General features: G+C 41.0%; 16 protein-coding genes. 11 read left to right on the top strand and 5 right to left on the bottom strand.

Annotation, left to right across the window (positions count from 1 at the left end):
* Window positions 1-231: 231 nt before the first annotated feature.
* Together AC27I2_RS15560 and trhP are read right to left on the bottom strand one after the other, a co-directional pair.
* Entirely contained in the window at window positions 232-483 is a 252-nt protein-coding gene (locus tag AC27I2_RS15560; RefSeq protein WP_219422655.1) for a YfhL family 4Fe-4S dicluster ferredoxin, read from the bottom strand.
* Between the two features lie 435 nt (window positions 484-918).
* Window positions 919-2,307, bottom strand: coding sequence for a prephenate-dependent tRNA uridine(34) hydroxylase TrhP (gene trhP / locus AC27I2_RS15565; protein WP_487204793.1), 1,389 nt, complete (start codon window positions 2,305-2,307; stop codon window positions 919-921).
* A gap of 228 nt (window positions 2,308-2,535) precedes the next feature.
* Here trhP and ndk point away from each other — a divergent pair, with 228 nt between their 5' ends.
* From ndk to der, 9 genes are all read left to right on the top strand, one after another.
* Window positions 2,536-2,967, top strand: coding sequence for a nucleoside-diphosphate kinase (gene ndk / locus AC27I2_RS15570; RefSeq protein ID WP_008111339.1), 432 nt, complete (start codon window positions 2,536-2,538; stop codon window positions 2,965-2,967).
* Between the two features lie 183 nt (window positions 2,968-3,150).
* A complete protein-coding gene (rlmN, locus tag AC27I2_RS15575) occupies window positions 3,151-4,284 on the top strand; it encodes a dual-specificity RNA methyltransferase RlmN (protein ID WP_006793574.1) in 1,134 nt (377 codons plus the stop codon).
* Between the two features lie 116 nt (window positions 4,285-4,400).
* Window positions 4,401-6,266, top strand: a complete 1,866-nt coding sequence (pilW, locus tag AC27I2_RS15580; protein ID WP_487204794.1) for a type IV pilus biogenesis/stability protein PilW — start codon at window positions 4,401-4,403, stop codon at window positions 6,264-6,266.
* Entirely contained in the window at window positions 6,263-7,123 is an 861-nt protein-coding gene (locus AC27I2_RS15585; RefSeq protein ID WP_487204795.1) for a RodZ domain-containing protein, read from the top strand. The genes pilW and AC27I2_RS15585 overlap by 4 nt, the downstream gene beginning before the upstream one ends.
* Window positions 7,124-7,128: 5 nt before the next feature.
* Window positions 7,129-8,247 (top strand): flavodoxin-dependent (E)-4-hydroxy-3-methylbut-2-enyl-diphosphate synthase, encoded by a 1,119-nt coding sequence (gene ispG, locus AC27I2_RS15590; protein WP_487204796.1) that lies wholly within the window; start codon window positions 7,129-7,131, stop codon window positions 8,245-8,247.
* 257 nt (window positions 8,248-8,504) lie between these two features.
* A complete protein-coding gene (gene hisS, locus AC27I2_RS15595) occupies window positions 8,505-9,785 on the top strand; it encodes a histidine--tRNA ligase (protein ID WP_138529406.1) in 1,281 nt (426 codons plus the stop codon).
* Between the two features lie 19 nt (window positions 9,786-9,804).
* On the top strand, window positions 9,805-10,425 hold the full coding sequence (locus AC27I2_RS15600) for a YfgM family protein (RefSeq protein WP_487204797.1): 621 nt from the start codon (window positions 9,805-9,807) through the stop codon (window positions 10,423-10,425).
* Window positions 10,426-10,435: 10 nt separating this feature from the next.
* A complete protein-coding gene (bamB, locus tag AC27I2_RS15605) occupies window positions 10,436-11,614 on the top strand; it encodes an outer membrane protein assembly factor BamB (protein WP_219422649.1) in 1,179 nt (392 codons plus the stop codon).
* 74 nt (window positions 11,615-11,688) lie between these two features.
* Complete coding sequence (gene der / locus AC27I2_RS15610) at window positions 11,689-13,155, top strand: ribosome biogenesis GTPase Der (RefSeq protein ID WP_487204798.1); 1,467 nt, start codon at window positions 11,689-11,691, stop codon at window positions 13,153-13,155.
* Window positions 13,156-13,215: 60 nt separating this feature from the next.
* Here der and AC27I2_RS15615 read toward each other — a convergent pair whose 3' ends face one another.
* Together AC27I2_RS15615 and AC27I2_RS15620 are read right to left on the bottom strand one after the other, a co-directional pair.
* Complete coding sequence (locus AC27I2_RS15615) at window positions 13,216-13,719, bottom strand: TFIIB-type zinc ribbon-containing protein (protein ID WP_487204799.1); 504 nt, start codon at window positions 13,717-13,719, stop codon at window positions 13,216-13,218.
* Window positions 13,720-13,746: 27 nt separating this feature from the next.
* Complete coding sequence (locus AC27I2_RS15620) at window positions 13,747-14,334, bottom strand: DUF4202 domain-containing protein (RefSeq protein WP_487204800.1); 588 nt, start codon at window positions 14,332-14,334, stop codon at window positions 13,747-13,749.
* A 227-nt stretch (window positions 14,335-14,561) separates the two neighbouring features.
* Between AC27I2_RS15620 and AC27I2_RS15625 the strand changes: the two genes are divergently transcribed.
* Together AC27I2_RS15625 and AC27I2_RS15630 are read left to right on the top strand one after the other, a co-directional pair.
* Window positions 14,562-16,283, top strand: coding sequence for a DUF885 domain-containing protein (locus AC27I2_RS15625; protein ID WP_138529398.1), 1,722 nt, complete (start codon window positions 14,562-14,564; stop codon window positions 16,281-16,283).
* 161 nt (window positions 16,284-16,444) lie between these two features.
* Window positions 16,445-17,755, top strand: a complete 1,311-nt coding sequence (locus AC27I2_RS15630; protein WP_487204801.1) for a DASH family cryptochrome — start codon at window positions 16,445-16,447, stop codon at window positions 17,753-17,755.
* 1 nt (window position 17,756) lies between these two features.
* Here AC27I2_RS15630 and AC27I2_RS15635 read toward each other — a convergent pair whose 3' ends face one another.
* On the bottom strand, window positions 17,757-18,854 hold the full coding sequence (locus AC27I2_RS15635; RefSeq protein ID WP_487204802.1) for a YeiH family protein: 1,098 nt from the start codon (window positions 18,852-18,854) through the stop codon (window positions 17,757-17,759).
* Window positions 18,855-18,902: the final 48 nt, after the last annotated feature.

Consider the following 18,902-nt stretch of genomic DNA (forward strand, 5'->3'; position numbering starts at 1 on the left):
CTTAATTCACGCTTTTTTGAATAAAAACACTTTTAGTACGAAAGGTATACAATTAGAGGGCTAAATAATATAAATAGCTGATAAAAAGCCCATCTCATGAGTTTAGCAAAGTCGCATAACTATTTATTTCATTCTTATAAGGTAGCAGTTTTATACATCATTAAATTCTCTACTACTTACTGCTTATATAATTACTTATATATCTAGTTTTAAGAGTTAAATTTTTAGACTCTATGACTTACTAATAATACGTACATATTTATCAGCTAACTTATCTAAAGCTTCTCGCCAGTTGGGATCAGCTTTTATACAATCTATTGGACATACACTGATGCAGGTTGGCTTTTCATAATGCCCAACACACTCGGTACATTTTTCAGGATCTATCTGATAGATTTTAGCCCCCATGTATATAGCTTCATTCGGGCATTCGGGATGGCACATGTCACAGTTAATGCATTTGCTATTTATAAGTAGAGCCACTATTAACCTCTTTCATTAATATAATTTATAAAACAAGAATCGGTAGGGTTTTGTTTTAAGTTCAAGTACCTTTATTAACTGAATGCTTAACTCTGTTTATTTTTTATCACCATTTTTAAAATTATCGTTATGCCGGATAGTTTTAGAATGAAGAGCGCTTGTAATCGTTTCCTTGCAAAACGTTGCCAAATCATTAATGTTGATTTCAGTTTTCAATTTTGGAGTTAAAAACAATGAATTCTTATATATGGGCAATCCCTGCACTCGTACTTACAATAATTTTGCTAAAACTAATAAGTGACTCAAGCAAAAAATAACATAATGAAAATTTAATTTAATAGGCTGCTTCTAAATTAGCTCGAAAATATCTAAGCATTAGTTAATTACTTTAATTGCCCAGTAATACACACCCTCATTCGTTATTGGGTTTAATTATTAATTAGCCGCGACTTGCTTAAATGGATTTCTGGTATCTTGGTGCTCATCCAAGTTGCGCATCAAAATAGTATGTTGCAAATTTATAGTTTTATCTAAACGAATGAAAACAATATGGCCCGAGCCTTTGCCATCGGTAATGCTTTCGCCTTTTTTATTTTCCATACTTTCAAGGGTAAAACTAATATTGCCTTTCGGCGTCATTAGCTCTAATGAATGGCCAACACAAAACTTATTTTTTACATCTATTTCAACCAAACCATTAGCATTTCTTCCTAATACCTCACCTACAAATTGCTGTTTAGTTGATACAGAGTGACCGTATTCGTAATTTTGATAATCTTGATGAGCATGGCGCTTTAAAAAACCTTCGGTGTAACCGCGGTGTGCTAGGTTCTCAAGGGTTTTAAATAAGTCTGCATCAAATGGTTTACCTGCAACGGCATCGTCAATCGCTTTACGGTATACCTGTGCAGTACGGGCTACATAATAAAATGACTTAGTGCGCCCTTCTATTTTAAGGCTGTGCACCCCCATTTTTGTTAGCTGCTCCACATATTGCACGGCGCGTAAGTCTTTTGAGTTCATGATGTAAGTACCATGCTCATCTTCAAATGCGGGCATGTATTCACCGGGGCGTCCTTGCTCTTCGAGCATAAATACTTCGTTGCTTGGTGCGCCGTCACCTAAAGTGGGTATAACTGCTTTAGGGTCAATTTTATGCACCATTTCACCGGTTTCATTCTCAGTACCGGGTTTTACATCGTACTCCCAACGACACGCATTAGTGCATGTGCCTTGGTTTGGATCGCGTTTATTTATGTAGCCAGAAAGCAAACAACGTCCAGAATAAGCCATACATAACGCACCATGTACAAATACTTCTAGCTCGGTTTCAGGGCACAGAGAACGTATTTTACTTATTTCTTCAAGCGATAGCTCACGAGACAAAATCACCCGTTCAATACCCTGTTTTGCCCAGAACAATACACTGGCATAGTTTACCGCATTGGCTTGTACAGAAAGGTGAACTGGCATATCGGGCCACTTTTCACGTACTAGCATTATTAGACCTGGGTCGGACATGATCAACGCATCAGGTTTCATAGCAATTACAGGTTCTATATCTCGTAAATACGACTTCACTTTGGCGTTATGGGGCGCGATATTTGATACTACATAAAATTTTTTATTTAATGCGTGTGCTTCATTAATACCTATTTGTAAGGTCTCTAAATCAAACTCATTATTTCTTACGCGCAAACTGTAACGAGGTTGCCCTGCGTAGACCGCATCAGCACCATAAGCAAAGGCATAGCGCATATTTTTTAAGCTCCCTGCTGGGCATAATAGTTCTGGTATAAATGGGCTAGATGAAACAGATGGCATGTGCGCTCCCTACAACAACAGGCATTGAGCCAATTGTGTGCGTCATAAATTTAAATATAAAAGCAGAAGCGCGGCAGTATAAAGAGCACTAAAATTAAGCCTTTGATCAAGATCATAAAACTGTAATTGAACTGGCTTTTAATAAAATTAGGATTTTTCACTTAAAACGCGTATAATTCGCGCCCGTTAATATTCACACTTTTACTTATAAATTATTGGAGCATAAAGATGGCTTTAGAGCGTACTTTCTCAATCGTAAAACCTGATGCAGTAGCTAAAAACCACATCGGCGCTATCTACAACCGTTTCGAAACTGCTGGTCTTAAAATCGTTGCAGCTAAAATGGTTCACCTTTCTCAAGAGAAAGCTGAAGGTTTCTACGCTGAACACAGCGAACGTCCTTTCTTTGGCGCTTTAGTATCTTTCATGACATCTGGTCCAGTAATGGTTACCGTTCTTGAAGGCGAAAACGCTGTTCTTAAAAACCGTGAAATCATGGGTGCTACTAACCCTGCTGAAGCGCTAGCTGGTACTTTACGTGCAGACTACGCTGATAGCATCGACGAAAACGCTGTTCACGGTTCTGATGCTGTTGAATCTGCTGCTCGCGAAATCGCGTACTTCTTCGCTGACGAAGAACTTTGCCCACGTACTCGTTAATTCGAGTTTCACAGCTAACCCTGTGATGCAAAGTATGGAAAGGGCTTTCGAGCCCTTTTTTAGTCATTAATTAAAGTATTACTCTGCTATTTATGATGCTTTATTTAATGATTAAAGTGAACGAATTGTGTACAATTTGTCTCTGTAAATTTTATCACCACCGTTACTGATTAAGGTTGTTTCATGACCACTGCGCAAAAAAAGATTAACTTATTAGATTTAAACCGAGATGCAATGCGTGAGCTATTTGTATCTTTCGGTGAAAAGCCATTTCGTGGCGATCAGGTGATGAAATGGATTTATCATTTTGGCGTAGATAACTTCGACGAAATGAGCAACGTGAATAAAAAGCTTAAAGAAAAGCTTAAAGCTGAGTGCGAAATTGTAGCCCCTGAAATCTCAGTTCGCCAACAAGCGAGCGACGGTACTATTAAATACGCTTTAGTACTAGAAGGCGGACAAGAAGTTGAAGCCGTGTGGATCCCTGAAAAAGAGCGCGCAACATTGTGTGTATCTTCACAAGTAGGTTGTGCACTAGAATGTACTTTTTGCTCAACAGCACAACAAGGCTTTAACCGTAACTTAAAAGTATCAGAAATTATTGGCCAAGTTTGGCGCGTAGCCAAAGATATTGGCCTAGATGGCAACAGCGAAAAACGCCCTGTTACTAACGTAGTAATGATGGGTATGGGCGAGCCATTACTTAACGTTAAAAACGTAGTACCAGCAATGGAATTGATGATGGACGATTGGGGCTTTGGTTTATCTAAGCGCCGCGTAACATTAAGTACATCGGGCGTAGTACCTGCACTTGATTTATTAAAAGAGAAGATTGACGTAGCGCTTGCTATTTCACTCCATGCACCAGATAACGCACTGCGTGATATTTTGGTACCAATTAATAAAAAGTACCCTATTGAAGAGTTTTTAGCGGCATGTCGTCGATACATTGATGGCTCTAAAGCCAATAAAGACGTAACAATTGAATACGTAATGCTTAATGGCGTAAACGACAGTACCGACCAAGCACACGAACTTGTTAAAACCTTAAAAGGCACGCCATCTAAGGTAAACCTTATTCCGTTTAACCCGTTCCCAGGTAACGAATATACACGTTCAAGCAACAGCCGAATTGACCGTTTTTCTAAAGTATTACAAGCTGCTGGTATTACTTGTATTGTTCGCCGAACTCGAGGTGATGACATTGACGCAGCCTGTGGACAATTAGCCGGAGATGTCGTTGACCGTACAAAACGTATGGCAAAAAAGAAAATGCGCGACGATAACAAAATCTCAGTTAACATCCAGCAAGCCTAAATTTAGTTAAATTACTAAAAGCCCTCCTGTTAAATCGTTTATTATTAAATAATTGATGCAACATGAGGGCTTTTAGGTAATATAGGCAATATGGACAAAAATAAAGAGATAAGGTAATGCGATCTATACTTGCTATAACACTATCGGCACTGGCTTTAAGTGGCTGTGTTACCGAAAGTAGTTATAACGGCAGTAATAAGCCCGTTGTCAAAAATAAAATCAATAACGCCGGGGCAGCACGCACGCGAATAGCTTTAGCCTTACAGTACCTAAAAACAGGTAATAATTCACAAGCAAAATACAACCTAGAACGCGCAGCTGAATTCGCTCCCAACTTACCTGAAGTTCATTACTCTATGGCGTATTATTACCAGCAAGTAGGTGAAAACCCATTAGCCGACAGAGCCTATCAAAAAGCACTAGATATAAAACCAGATGACCCTAATACACTTAACAACTACGGTGTATTTTTGTGTGGCATTGATGAATACGACCGTGCCACCGACCAATTTTTAAAAGCCATTGAAATTCCAACGTATATCCGTGTTGCAGAAAGCTACGAAAATCTAGCGTTGTGCGCTATTGAATTTGACGATTTTGAAAACGCAGAAACTTACTTTAAGCAAGCGCTTAATCACAGCTCTCAGCGAACCTCAACTCTTTTAAGTTTAGCGGCTTTGTTTTATGCAAAAAGTGATTTATACAAAGCAAACGACATTCTTAAAAAACATGACGACACAGGTCGGGTATCGTCGCGTGCTTTAATGCTTAGCTATTTAGTAAAAAATCGTATGGGGCGAATAGAAGAAGCCGAAAAAGTAGCAAGCACCCTTTTACAAACCTACTCTACTAGTAACGAAGCGTATGCAATCAGAGAGCAACGAACACGTTTTAACGAATTTGAAATGCTGCGTGAAAAATACCGTAAAGCAAAACTAAATGAGTTAAAAGCTGATGCAGACAGCACATATATAAGTGCAAAACCAAAAATAAAAATAGTCAGAAAAAAAGCACCTACTCAAGATGGCACAAAAAGCCTGGTTATTAAACAACCAGCGCAAGTTAGATCTGTAGAGCCTGAGCAAAACACGCAAGACGCGAATCCAGTCATTGCTAGAAATGATACAAACACAAGCATTGAAAACACCGTTGCTGCAGTTTCAGCACCACAACAAATTGCTCCCAAAAAAGCCACAACTAAAGCAACAGCAATTGTTGAACAGCCAGAACAAGCTGAAATAAAGCAAGTTACATCTACTGGGCCATCAACAGATACATCTGCGGTATTACGTGCTTTAACAACTGAACCCAAAGCACCAAATAGACCTGAGTCAGTTATTGAAAAGCCCGCCACTAAGCCTAGTACAGCACCTGCAACAGTGGCAGCTAAAGTAGCATCAGCACCACCAAAAGAAGAGGTGAAAATTATTTCTTTTGGGGCGCCTAAAACGGCTAACTTTAATTCACCTCAAACAAATCAGCCAGCAGTCACGGCAAACACTACCGTTGCCAATAACGACTCAAATGTTGTTTTTTACGAAGCCACTAAAAACGAAGATATTTTTGAAACGAGTGATTACCAAAGCGGTAATGATGTTACATTTACAAACTTAGCGTCAAATAAGCAAACAGCATTACCGATGTTAAACCCTAAAGTGGCAGCATTACGTGTGCCTTTTCATATTATAGAGTTTGGTGAAAACCTATTTAGCATTTCGGTGCGATACAATGTTAAACTACAAAAACTCCTGCAATGGAATGGATTAAAAGAGTCGGATCGGGTAATGAATGGCAGCAAAATTTACTTAAACGATCCTAATATTTATTACGAAATTAAATCTGGCGACTCCCTTTACGATATTGCTACCCAGAAGCAAGTATTAATTGATGAATTAATGCGATGGAATAAATTAAGTCCTGATATAGAGCTAAAACCAGGACATAGACTTTTACTAGTGGATCCAGACTCATACTTATTATGAATGAAGAAAAAACGCAGAGCGAACAGCCTACCGTAGGCCAAATTCTAAAAGCACACAGAGAGCAAGCCAAGGTAAGCATTGAAGCCATTGCTAAACCGCTAAAGCTCTCTGAATTTCAAATTAAACACCTTGAAAACGATGAGTTTCAAGCGTTAGGACCTATTACCTTTGTAAAAGGGTACATAAAAAACTATTGCCGCGAATTAAAGGTAGATAGCACCCCTATATTAGCCATGTTGCCAGCGCCACCAGAGCCAGCAAAACCAGCTAACATGCAAAGCTTTTCTCGTCGTACAGAAAAAGAAGCCAGCGATAGCCGTTTAATGTTAGTGACCTACATTATATTGGCCATCGTTATTGGCTCGTCTGCATTATGGTTTTGGCAAAACGCTACCCCCATAGAAGAGCAAACCACAAATATAAATATTGGCAACACTATAATGAGTGAGCGCCAGGCAATTCAATCAACAAATATTGAACAGCAAAAATCGGCAAACGACGCTGAGGAGTTACGTCAAGAGTCTATTGAGCAAAGTACAGACTTAACAAATGACGAAGTAACACAAACACTTGACGAGCAAACCCTAGAGTCAGATACCGGTAAGGCCAACATCAGCACAATAGAAATGCTATTCAATGACGAAAGTTGGGTCGAAATACACGACGGCGAAGGGGAAAAAATAGCCTTTGGCGTTAAAAAAGCAGGTTACAGAATGACTGTTTCTGGCACACCTCCTTTTGCTGTTGTGCTTGGTAAGCACAATGTAGTTAACATTACTTTAAACGGTGAGCCAGTGGATATCTCGGCTTTTCCTAAAAACCGTTTAGCCAAATTTACCTTACCATTAGCAGAGTAGTCGCTATGTTTTCAGAATCTCCTATCAAACGCAGAAAATCCACCCGTATTAATGTAGGCAATGTGCCTATTGGCGACGGCGCACCTATTGCAGTGCAATCGATGACCAACACCGACACCATGGATGTGGATGCAACCGTTGCACAAATACAAGCAATTCAAGACGCAGGAGCAGATATAGTTCGTGTGTCAGTACCGACTATGGACGCAGCAGAAGCGTTTAAAAGTATAAAAGAGCAAGTCAGTATTCCCCTTGTTGCCGATATTCACTTTGATTACCGCATAGCCTTAAAAGTGGCAAAATATGGCGTAGATTGTTTGCGCATAAACCCAGGTAATATAGGCAGCGAAGAGCGTATTAGAGCCGTTGTTGATTCAGCTCGCGAGAATAACATTCCAATTCGTATTGGTGTAAACGGTGGCTCGTTAGAGCGTGACTTGCAAGAAAAATATGGCGAGCCAACACCAGAGGCATTACTCGAATCAGCAATGCGCCATGTAGATATATTACGCCGTCTTGATTTTGATCAGTTTAAAATATCGGTAAAAGCGTCAGACGTATTTTTAGCTGTAGGCGCATATCGTTTGCTTGCTAAAGAAATAGAACAACCTCTACATTTAGGGATCACCGAAGCTGGCGGCATGCGCTCTGGCTCGGTTAAATCGGCCGTTGGTTTAGGTATGCTACTTGCCGAAGGCATAGGCGATACGCTACGTGTATCACTCGCCGCCGACCCGGTACAAGAGATCAAAGTAGGCTTTGATATTTTAAAATCGCTGCGTATACGCTCACGCGGTATTAACTTTATTGCCTGCCCAAGCTGCTCACGCCAAGAGTTCGATGTGGTGAGCACCATGAACCAATTAGAAGAACGCCTTGAAGATATCATTGAGCCTGTTTCTGTTTCAGTTATTGGTTGTGTAGTAAACGGCCCAGGCGAAGCCCTTGTTAGTGATATTGGCCTTGCCGGTGCAAACCGTCGCTCAGGTTTATACATTAATGGCGAACGCCAAAAAGCACGTATAGATAACAACAACATTGTTGAGCAACTAGAGGGCTACGTTCGCGATTTCATCGATAAAAAGCAAAGCCAAACCCCTATCGATGTAAAAATAGTCGAATAAATAACGTATTAACCGCCAAGCACTCGTGTTTGGCGTTGACCTTTATAATAGATTTACCCAAGCATTCACAAAATACAGAGTTCAGCGCTTCATCGGGCTTTATATCAAAGTATTACTTTTAATAATGGTAATTTCTTTTAATTCCAACGACGCTCGCATCTTGAGGTCGTTTGGGTATATAATATTGGGTCAATTTTTAGCATTCTTGTTGTGTAAGCATTTTTTTATTACACATAAACAGTATTTAGGATTTATCAGTGGCAAAACAAATTCAGGCAGTTCGCGGTATGAACGATTGTCTGCCGGGCGACACGCAAGTTTGGCAGAAAGTAGAAAACATTTTACGCGAGACAGTAGCTTCGTTCGGTTATCAAGAAATTCGTTTTCCTATTGTAGAATCAACCGATCTATTTAAACGCTCTATTGGTGAAGTGACCGATATAGTAGAAAAAGAAATGTACACGTTTGCCGATCGCAATGGTGATTTACTAACTCTTCGCCCAGAAGGCACCGCAGTGTGTGTTCGTGCTGGTAACGAAAACGGCTTATTGTATAACCAAGAGCAACGTCTTTGGTACATGGGCCCTATGTTTCGTCATGAGCGCCCGCAAAAAGGCCGTTACCGTCAATTTCACCAATTTGGTTTAGAAACCTTTGGCATTGCCACAGCCGACATTGATGCAGAAGTTATTTTACTAACAGCACAGCTTTGGGAAGCGTTTGGCATTACCGAGCATGTGCGATTAGAGCTTAACTCATTGGGTTCTAATGAAGCTCGTGCACAATACCGCGATGCGCTTGTTGCCTACCTTGAACAACATACCGACGTGCTTGATGAAGACTCAAAACGCCGCATGTATTCAAATCCATTACGTGTGCTAGATAGCAAAAATCCAGACGTACAGGCAATATTAGTTGATGCACCTAAACTGTCAGAGCATTTAGATGCTGAATCAAAAGAACATTTTGAAAATTTATGTGAACGTTTAGACGCAGCTGGCGTCTCATACACGGTTAACGAAAAATTAGTGCGCGGTTTAGACTATTACAACCGCACAGTATTTGAATGGGTAACCGACAGCCTTGGCGCGCAAGGTACTGTGTGTGCTGGCGGACGCTACGATGGCTTAGTTGAGCAACTTGGTGGAAAAGCAACCCCAGCAGTTGGCTTTGCAATGGGCCTAGAGCGCTTAGTGTTGTTACTCCAAGCACTTGAATGTGTTGGTGACATTCGCCGTAATGCTGATGTATATTTAGCGGCCATGGGCGACAAGGCAAGTATTCAAGCCCCGATTATTGCGTCTGAACTACGCCGTGATGTGGCTGGCCTTCGTGTGATGGTTCACGCGGGTGGCGGAAACTTTAAAAAACAATTAAAACGTGCCGATAAAAGCGATGCACTTGTTGCCGTAATTATTGGTGAAGATGAATTAGAACAAGGCGTGGTGACCATAAAGTATTTACGTGATCGTAAAGAACAAGTCACATTAGAATTAGAACAAGCTAAAGCGCTACTAGCTGAGCTTATAAACGGCTAAGCAGATATTAGAGGTAATCATGGATATACATTCAACAGAAGAAGAACAAGCAGAAGCCATTAAACGCATTTTCCGTGAAAACGGTCTTTCACTGGCACTCGGTGTAATTGTAGGTTTAGGTGGCTTATACGGTTGGAAAGCCTACAACCAAAACCAAATTACAACCGCTGAGCAAGCGTCAGATTCTTACACTAAATTAGTAGAAAGCGATGATGTTTTATCATCAGCTGATGCTTTTATCAGTGAAAATAAAGACACAAACTATGCAGCACTTGCGGCGTTTGTAGCAGCTAAAGACGCCGTAGAAGCGCAAAAGTTAGATGTCGCTAGCGAAAAGTTAAGCTGGATTGTATCAAACGTTGAAAATGCAGAATTAAAAGCGATTGCTATTACACGTTTAGCACGTATTCAAATTGCACAAACTAATTTTGACGATGCATTAAACACACTAAATGCACCGTTACCTGAAGCGTTTAATGCAAATGTTGCAGAGCTTAAAGGCGATATTTATGCTCAGCAAGGTAATAAAGAGCAAGCGCGCACCGCCTATCAGGCTGCGGTAGATGCAGGTGGGTTAACAGGCAATCCACTTTTACAAGTTAAGTTAGATGACCTAGCAGTAACTAGCCCAGCGGCATAAGGTTTTAGGTATGAAAAAATTAACGACCGCAACCCTTGCCCTATGTATGGCAACGCTAATGGGTTGTTCATCAAGTGATGAAGAAGACGAACTAGTCCTTCCCGAAATCGCCAATCAGTTTGAAACTGATGTGGTTTGGCAAGAGTCTGTAGGTAGCGGCGTAGAGCATTATTTTTCTCGCTTAACTCCTGCTGTATACAAAGACACTGTTTATGTTGCAAACCGCGAAGGTCAAGTAGAAGCATTGTCGCTTACTAACGGCGATGTACAGTGGGAAACCGACGTACGTCAAGGCACCTCATTTTGGCCTTGGAGCGACAACGGTACAGCAAAATTATCAGGCGGTATATTACAAGCTTATGGTAAACTGTATATCGGTTCTGAACACGGCTTTGTAGTGGCACTTGATCGCGAAACTGGCGAAGAAGTATGGCGTAAAAACGTACCCGGTGAGTCACTTTCAAAAGCAGCAGCCGGCGACGGCCTTATATTTGTAAACTTGGGTTCAGGTAAACTATTAGCACTTCACCCTGATACAGGTGAAGAGCGTTGGAGTTTTGAACAAGAAGTGCCAGCGCTTACATTACGTGGGCAAAGTGCACCTACTGTTGCAAACGGTGGTGTTTTAGTTGGCCTTGAAACAGGTAAATTAAGCGTTTTAATTTCAGAAAGTGGTTACTCAGCTTGGAGCGCAGAAATTGCAGCAGCAAAAGGTGCTTCAGAGTTTGAACGTCTGGTTGACGTAGACACACAGCCACTCATTAGCGGCCCGTACGCCTATGCAATTGCATACAACGGTAACCTAGCAGCAGTTGATATTCGTTCAGGTAATGTTGTTTGGAAACGTGAATACAGCAGCTACCGCGAAATTTCGATGGATGCACAAAGTATTTATGTAGTAGACAGCAACGGCGTTGTTTATGCATTAGATAAAAATTCAGGTATTGAACGTTGGAGCCAGCCCGCACTTCGTGGCTGGTACTTAACAGGTCCTGCTGTTACAGGTAACTATTTAGCCTTAGGCGACCAAGATGGTAACCTACACTGGCTAAACAAGGAAACTGGCGAGTTAGTAGCGCGTGAAGACTTTGATAGCTCAGGCTTCTTTGTTGAACCTGTTGTTGCCGACGACAAACTGATATTATACACCCGTGACGGTGAAGTAAGTGCGGTAACAATACCAAACTAACTTACTAATAGTCATATGGTTTTTATAAGGCTTCGCTCTGCGAAGCCTTTTGTTGTTTTTTAAAGAGGTAGTTTATGCTTCCCGTGATCGCTCTAGTTGGGCGACCCAATGTGGGCAAATCCACATTATTTAACCGTTTAACACGTACTCGTGATGCACTCGTAGCCGATTTTCCAGGTTTAACACGAGATAGAAAATATGGCCAAGCTAGTTACGATGGCTATGAATTTATCGTGGTAGACACGGGCGGTATTGATGGCACTGAAGAAGGCATCGAGATCGAAATGGCTGACCAATCGCTACTTGCAATTGAAGAAGCCGACATCGTACTGTTTTTAGTTGATGCCCGCGTAGGCATGACCGTTGCCGACCAAGCTATTGCTAATCATCTTCGCAAGCAAGACAAAAAATGTTTTGTTGTTGCCAATAAAACTGACGGTATTGATGCTGACTCAAATTGTGCTGAATTTTACCAGTTATCACTGGGTGAGATTCATCACATTGCGGCAGCTCATGGTCGCGGTATTACGCTTTTACTTGAGCACACACTTCAGCCTGTTATTGCCGAACTCGCAGCACAAGATGAAGACGTAGCCGATAATGATGAAGAGCTCATTGAGCTTTACGAAGAAGGTGAAGGCGACGATACTGACCACCAAGCATTTGCAGATAAACCAGTAAAGCTTGCTATTATTGGTCGACCTAACGTCGGTAAGTCTACACTTACAAACCGTATACTTGGTGAAGAACGTGTGATTGTTTACGATATGCCTGGTACAACACGCGACTCTATTTATATCCCTATGACACGTAACGAAAAAGAGTATGTGTTAATCGATACAGCAGGTGTTCGTAAACGTAAAAAAGTAAGCGACGTAGTAGAAAAGTTCTCAGTGATTAAAACACTACAAGCAATCGAAGATTGTAACGTGGTTTTACTTGTTGTGGATGCGCGCGATGGTATTTCTGATCAAGACTTAAGCTTATTAGGTTTTGCGCTTAACTCAGGTCGTTCGCTGGTTATTGCCGTTAATAAATGGGATGGCCTTGACGACTACGTTAAAGATCGTATTAAAACAGAGCTTGATCGCCGTTTAGGCTTTATTGACTTTGCACGCTTACACTTTATATCTGCACTTCACGGTACAGGTGTTGGTCATTTATTTGAATCGGTTGATGAAGCTTACGAGTCAGCAACTAAGCGTATTAGCACCGCAATGCTTCGCCGTATTATGGATATGGCACAGGCCGATCACCAGCCGCCACTTGTTCGTGGTCGTCGTGTTAAGCTTAAATATGCGCATGCCGGTGGTTATAACCCGCCACGTATTGTAATTCATGGTAACCAAGTTCACGATTTACCAGATAGCTACAAACGCTACCTGATGAACTATTACCGTAAAGCACTGAAAATTATGGGCACCCCAATCAAAATTGAATTTAGAGAAGGTGATAACCCATTTGCAGGGCGTACTAATAAAGTAACGCTTTCGCAAAAACGTAAAATACGTGCATTTGCTAAAGAAAACCGTAATAAATAAACTGCATAAGCGTTAATTTATTACAAAAAAACGGCGTACTTTTTAGTACGCCGTTTTTTATTACTGAAAATTAAGTAATGCTAATTGCACCAGCCGTTCAACTGTCGTGTCTTGAACATTTTTAGGCGCTCTGGGGTAATACTTTGATTTTGGCGGCTTAATAGTTATAAACCCATGATTGGTTGCCATTTCGTGGGCTAACAGCTTTCGCTCTCGGGGGGTTAAATGGTTTTCGTGTATTTTTGCCAGCTCGCCGCTATCAAGCCATATGCCTGCACAACCTGGGCATTCGTCTATTTCAACCACTTTGAGTGGCGAAAAATATCGGCGCATCATCACAATACTTGGGCATTTAGGGCAATTTACTCGCGATGAGACTTCGCCCTCACCTTCGGTATAATTATTCAAATACTTAAGTAAAACCTGACCATGCTTTAACTCCGGCGAACTAAACTTAAAAATTTGGCTGTTATCAAAAAATACGCCGCCTTGCGCTGACGTAAAAACAGTAATTCCGCCAACAAGTAAAGGTTCAAGTGGCGTATTACTACGAGGACAATACATTTAAAATTCCTTTTTATTTATTTTCTTTTACTCAAGTGCTTTATGAATAAGCCCAACAAGCGGCCCGGGCAATGTAATATTACCTGCAAGTACAAACTCATGGGCTTCATCTGACATTTTTTGCCATGTACGGCGAATAATCCCAATCCATTTTTCTTCATTGTAATCTGGTTTTGCATAGGCAAACCCAAGCATATAATGTTCAATAAATACAAGGCTTGCTACATCTTCAACTAATTGGCTGTCTGGGTTATGTTTAATATTTTTTTTAGCGACCGCATCGTACACTCGGTTTTGCTCAGCTTCACCGTAACCAGCTTGCTTCATGAGCGCAACCACGCTGCTAGCATGAAATATATAAAGTGCACTGCGCCACTGATGATAGCCCTGTTTGTTCATTTCAAAATCACTACGTGGCGACTTCCAACGCTGAATATGCTGTGCACGCACTGCAATTTGCATGAGTTCATCGGCATCTGGTTTAAAACGAGTTAACATTTCGCTCATGCGCAAGGCGTATAAACTTTCTTTAGGAAAGCTTTGTCCATTGTGCTGCTCAGTATTAGGGTCTTGGTCGTTTGCTTCATCAATTAAGGTAATTACTTTATTAAACATGACAATCATTTTTTATAATAAGTTTTAGTCATTCTAAACGCTGATAAAACAATAAACTAGTACGCCAATCAGTTACGCAGTGAAATTTGTTCAATCAAAATATAAAACCAATAAATATGGGCTGTAAAAGTAAGCGCATTGATTAAATTAACTTGGTACTATATTGAGCACAAATTAAAATAAAAAAGCGCGATTAATAACAACTAACTCGCCAATAACGGATGATTATGTTTAAAAAACGTATTTTAGCTATGTGCTTAGCAGCCATATCGCTTCCAAGCCTTGCCGACAGCAACAGCGATTTAAAAAGCATTATTGATAATCACTGGCAAAACGCCAAAGTTGAAAAAATATTTTTTCGTACCGATCCAGACGGTTGGAAACCAAACGGCACATTGCCAAATTGGAGCGAGCAAGCCATTGCTAAGCGCCAAGCCTACAACAACAGCGTTCTAAAGAGCTTAGCCAGCATAGACCCAAAAACGCTCAACACCGAGCAACTAATGAACTACCGCTTATTTAAATATGAGCGAGAAACCGAGCAACAAAGCTACCTTTATCAAGATAAGTATTTTCCGGTTAATTTTTTAAGTGGCTGGCATACTTACTTTGCAGAAGCGCCAGCTAATATGGCTTTTTTAACAGCTGATGATTACAACGCATTTTTAATCAGCCTTGCCGACTACCCACGCTTTAATCAGCAAAATATTGATTTAATGAAACAGGGTATAAAATCAGGCTTTACCCATTATTGTAAAACCTTTGAAAATTACGGCCAAAGCATTAGCGCGCATATAGTTAAAAACTCTGAAAACAGTGCCCTTTATGAGCCCTTTACGCGTATTCCTAATACATTTACCGCACAGCAAAAGGCAGATTATCAAGCCAAGGCTAAAGCGATAATTGCCAAAAGCGTATTACCCGCATACGAACATTTCTACGATTTTTTTAAAAATGATTACATGCCTAACTGCAGAGCAGAGCCTGGTATAGCAAGCATAAAAGGCGGGCTTGATTACTACCAATACACTGTTAATTACTACACCACAACAAACGCGACACCTAAACAAATACACGAACTAGGCCTTAAAGAAGTCGCACGTATTAAAGCGCAAATGCAAAGCATCATTGATGAAGTAGAATTTGATGGCACATACAGCGATTTTTTAGAATTTTTAGCAACCGATGCGCAATTTTACGCAAAAGACGCGCAGGACCTACTTGAAAAAACCGCTTTTATTACGCAAAAAATGTATGGCAAACTCCCCACTTACTTTGGCCATTTACCGCGTAACACCTTTACTATAAAAGGCTCAGCGAGTCGTGGTGCGTTTTATATGCCACCGCCTGATAACCGCTCTCCTGGCACTTACTTTTTAGCCTCAACGCCTAAACTGCAGCCTTTATATAATTTAGAAGCACTCAGCCTGCATGAAGCCATACCAGGGCATCACTTACAAAATGCCATTGCTATGGAGCTGGATGTACCCGAATTTAGACGCACACTTAGCCACTCTGCTTTTGGGGAAGGTTGGGCGCTATACACAGAGCGCTTAGGTAAAGAAGCTGGCTTTTATCAAAGCCCATACAGTGACTTTGGCCGCTTAGGTTACGAAATGTGGCGTGCTGTGCGTTTGGTGGTTGATACCGGTATTCATGCGTTTGGTTGGAGCCGTCAAAAAGCAATTGACTACTTAGCCAGTCACACGGCTTTACCACAAAGCGCCGTGGAAGATCAGATTGATCGTTATATTTCATGGCCAGGCCAAGCGCTCTCTTACAAAATGGGCGAAATAAAAATACGCGAACTGCGCGCAAAAGCCGAAAAAGAACTCGGCGCTCAATTTGATATACGCAGCTTTCACGACACCGTTATTGGCCAAGGCTCTCTGCCTATGGCAGTACTAGAAGACGTTATAAACGATTGGATAGCAGAGCAAAAAGGATAATTTAACCCTACTTCAATAAAATCAGAGGCGGTAACTTTACCGCCTTTTTCTAACTTAGAGTCTTGCACTCATTTTTAAATTTAGTCGATTAAACACTATTAATTAATCCTCATCTACTTTTGCTTCGTAGATTTAATCATCATAAAAACCAGAGCAAAAGTATGAGCAAACGCATTTTATATTGGCTACAAAACGATTTACGCCTCAACGACAACCCTATTTTTAGTAAACTTGCACAACAACAATGCGCGCTAGACGTAGTGTTTGTAATTAACCCCAACTGGTTTAAAAACACAAATTATCATCAAAAGCAGTATGGTGAAAACAAGTACACCTTTTTAATGCAAAGCCTTTATGAGTTACAGCAAGCATTAATTGCTCGAGGGCAGACCTTGCATGTTCTAGAAGGTGAACCGGTGCGCGTTTTAAAACAACGTATCAAAGAGCAACACATTGATGAAGTGGTTTACAGTGAGCAGTTTGGTGTGTACGAACAGCGCGAAGTTAATTTATTAAAAGCCCATTGCCCTGAAATTCAATTTACCAGTACCCTGCAGGATACCTTGTACCAACAAAACGAACTGCCTTTTAATTTAAACGATTTACCTAAAAGTTTTACCCCGTTTAAAAAGAAGGTTGAAGCAATCAATGTTCCAATTACACTCTCGCATATAACAACCGAACTACTGCCTAAACCTATTACGCTGTGCGCTAAAAACCCAATTGAGTTGCCAAAAGCAATTAACACCTCAATGCATGGTGGCCTAACAAGCGCACACAAACACTGTGAACAATACTTTTCAGGCGAATTACCCAGCACTTACAAAATAACTCGTAACGCGCTTGATGGCTTTGACAACACCACCAAATTTAGCCCATGGCTTGCTTTTGGGTGTATTAGCGCAAAACAAATATACAATGCTGTTGAACAATACGAACAAACATATACCGCTAACGATTCAACCTACTGGATTAAGTTTGAATTACTGTGGCGTGAATACTTTAAATGGCATGCACTAAACGTACAAGGCAGATTGTTTAGTTTTAAAGGGCAAAAGCAAACTAAGCCGCTAACTACGTTTATGCCAAACCGTTTTGCTGCTTGGTGCCAAGGCACAACCCCATACCCTTTAGTTAATGCCATTATGAAAGAGCTCAATGCAACCGGGTTTATAACAAACCGCTCCAGGCAAATTGTGGCAAGCTGCTTAGTAAACGAGCTTGGCCTTGATTGGCGATACGGCGCAGCTTATTTTGAGCAGCAGCTAATTGATCACGATGTAGCAGCCAACTGGGGAAATTGGCAGTACATAGCAGGAGTTGGCGTTGACCCACGTGGCGGACGCCACTTTAATATACAAAAGCAAACTGCACAGTTTGATCCAAACGGTACCTACACCAACAAATGGCAAGGCAATCAACATTCAGCTGGACAGCTTGATCACTTAAACGAGGTAGATTGGCCTGTATAGGTTAATGATTTAAAACCCCAAAAAGTTGCGCTATGCCTATATTAATGGCATAGCCACCCAAGGTTAAAAATAAAAACAAACAGCCCGCTAACAAAAGGGGCTGTATGCCTGCTTGGCGAATAGCCCCCATCTGCGTCCGAAGCCCTAGCGCCACCATGGCAATGGTAAGTAATATATTGTCAAACCATATGATAGCGTTTGTAGTATCTTGCGGAATAATCGATAACGAATGCACACCACTTGCTACTATAAATAACACGGCAAACCAAGGAATTGTAATTCCCGAAATTTGCTTACCATAATGGCCATTATTGTTAACCTTAAAGTGCTTTTTACTTTGCCAAAACGATAAGCCCACTAAAAATGGTGCAAGCATCATTACGCGTAGCATTTTTTCAATCACGGCGGTGTCGGCTGCACTGGCACTTACCGCAGTACCTGCTGCAACCACTTGCGCGACCTCATGAATGGTTGAACCAACAAAAATACCGTACGCATGTTCACTCAACCCCATAAACTCAAACAGTATTGGGTAGGCAAACATACTTAACGTGCCAAACACCACCACCGTTGCCACCGCTACTGATACTTTATGCGCCTGCGTTTTTATAACTAGCTCGGTTGCCATTACCGCTGCGGCGCCACAAATAGAGCTACCCACACCTATTAGTATGGTTGTTTGTTCATCAAGCTTAAAAACACGCTTACCTAGCTGCACTGCCAAAATAAATGTACCTAACAGCATTATTATATCGGTTAATAGGCCATGCCAGCCTACACCCGCTACTTGCGAAAAAGTAACTCTAAACCCAAATAAAATAATGCCTGCTTTGAGTAATATACTTTTAGCGTAATCAACACCTACATCGGTACGCGTAGCTATGCGCGAAAACACACTGTTGCCCACAATAATGCCAAGCACAATACCAATAGTGAGTGAGCTAAATTGCGCACTTTGCATTATGGGTAACTTACTTAATGCAACAGATGCCCCCGCTAAAATAACCACCAGCAGTATACCTAACCACCAGCGCGTATCGCCGTATTGCTTAGTATTAATACCCAAAGGCTGAAACCCATTTTTAATAGCGCTAAGCATTCTACTTCCTCAATTAAACCATGTTGATCTGTTGACTTAATTGTAAGA

It is taken from the genome of Pseudoalteromonas sp. NH0006-46 (assembly GCF_057547735.1).

What these genes read in the sequence shown, in the direction of transcription:
- AC27I2_RS15635 (WP_487204802.1), bottom strand. Translation starts at nt 18,854, where the DNA reads ATGCTTAGCGCTATTAAAAATGGGTTTCAGCCTTTGGGTATTAATACT.
- ndk (WP_008111339.1), top strand. Translation starts at nt 2,536, where the DNA reads ATGGCTTTAGAGCGTACTTTCTCAATCGTAAAACCTGATGCAGTAGCT.
- ispG (WP_487204796.1), top strand. Translation starts at nt 7,129, where the DNA reads ATGTTTTCAGAATCTCCTATCAAACGCAGAAAATCCACCCGTATTAAT.
- der (WP_487204798.1), top strand. Translation starts at nt 11,689, where the DNA reads ATGCTTCCCGTGATCGCTCTAGTTGGGCGACCCAATGTGGGCAAATCC.
- AC27I2_RS15620 (WP_487204800.1), bottom strand. Translation starts at nt 14,334, where the DNA reads ATGTTTAATAAAGTAATTACCTTAATTGATGAAGCAAACGACCAAGAC.
- pilW (WP_487204794.1), top strand. Translation starts at nt 4,401, where the DNA reads ATGCGATCTATACTTGCTATAACACTATCGGCACTGGCTTTAAGTGGC.
- AC27I2_RS15600 (WP_487204797.1), top strand. Translation starts at nt 9,805, where the DNA reads ATGGATATACATTCAACAGAAGAAGAACAAGCAGAAGCCATTAAACGC.
- AC27I2_RS15615 (WP_487204799.1), bottom strand. Translation starts at nt 13,719, where the DNA reads ATGTATTGTCCTCGTAGTAATACGCCACTTGAACCTTTACTTGTTGGC.
- trhP (WP_487204793.1), bottom strand. Translation starts at nt 2,307, where the DNA reads ATGCCATCTGTTTCATCTAGCCCATTTATACCAGAACTATTATGCCCA.
- AC27I2_RS15585 (WP_487204795.1), top strand. Translation starts at nt 6,263, where the DNA reads ATGAATGAAGAAAAAACGCAGAGCGAACAGCCTACCGTAGGCCAAATT.
- AC27I2_RS15625 (WP_138529398.1), top strand. Translation starts at nt 14,562, where the DNA reads ATGTTTAAAAAACGTATTTTAGCTATGTGCTTAGCAGCCATATCGCTT.
- AC27I2_RS15630 (WP_487204801.1), top strand. Translation starts at nt 16,445, where the DNA reads ATGAGCAAACGCATTTTATATTGGCTACAAAACGATTTACGCCTCAAC.
- rlmN (WP_006793574.1), top strand. Translation starts at nt 3,151, where the DNA reads ATGACCACTGCGCAAAAAAAGATTAACTTATTAGATTTAAACCGAGAT.
- bamB (WP_219422649.1), top strand. Translation starts at nt 10,436, where the DNA reads ATGAAAAAATTAACGACCGCAACCCTTGCCCTATGTATGGCAACGCTA.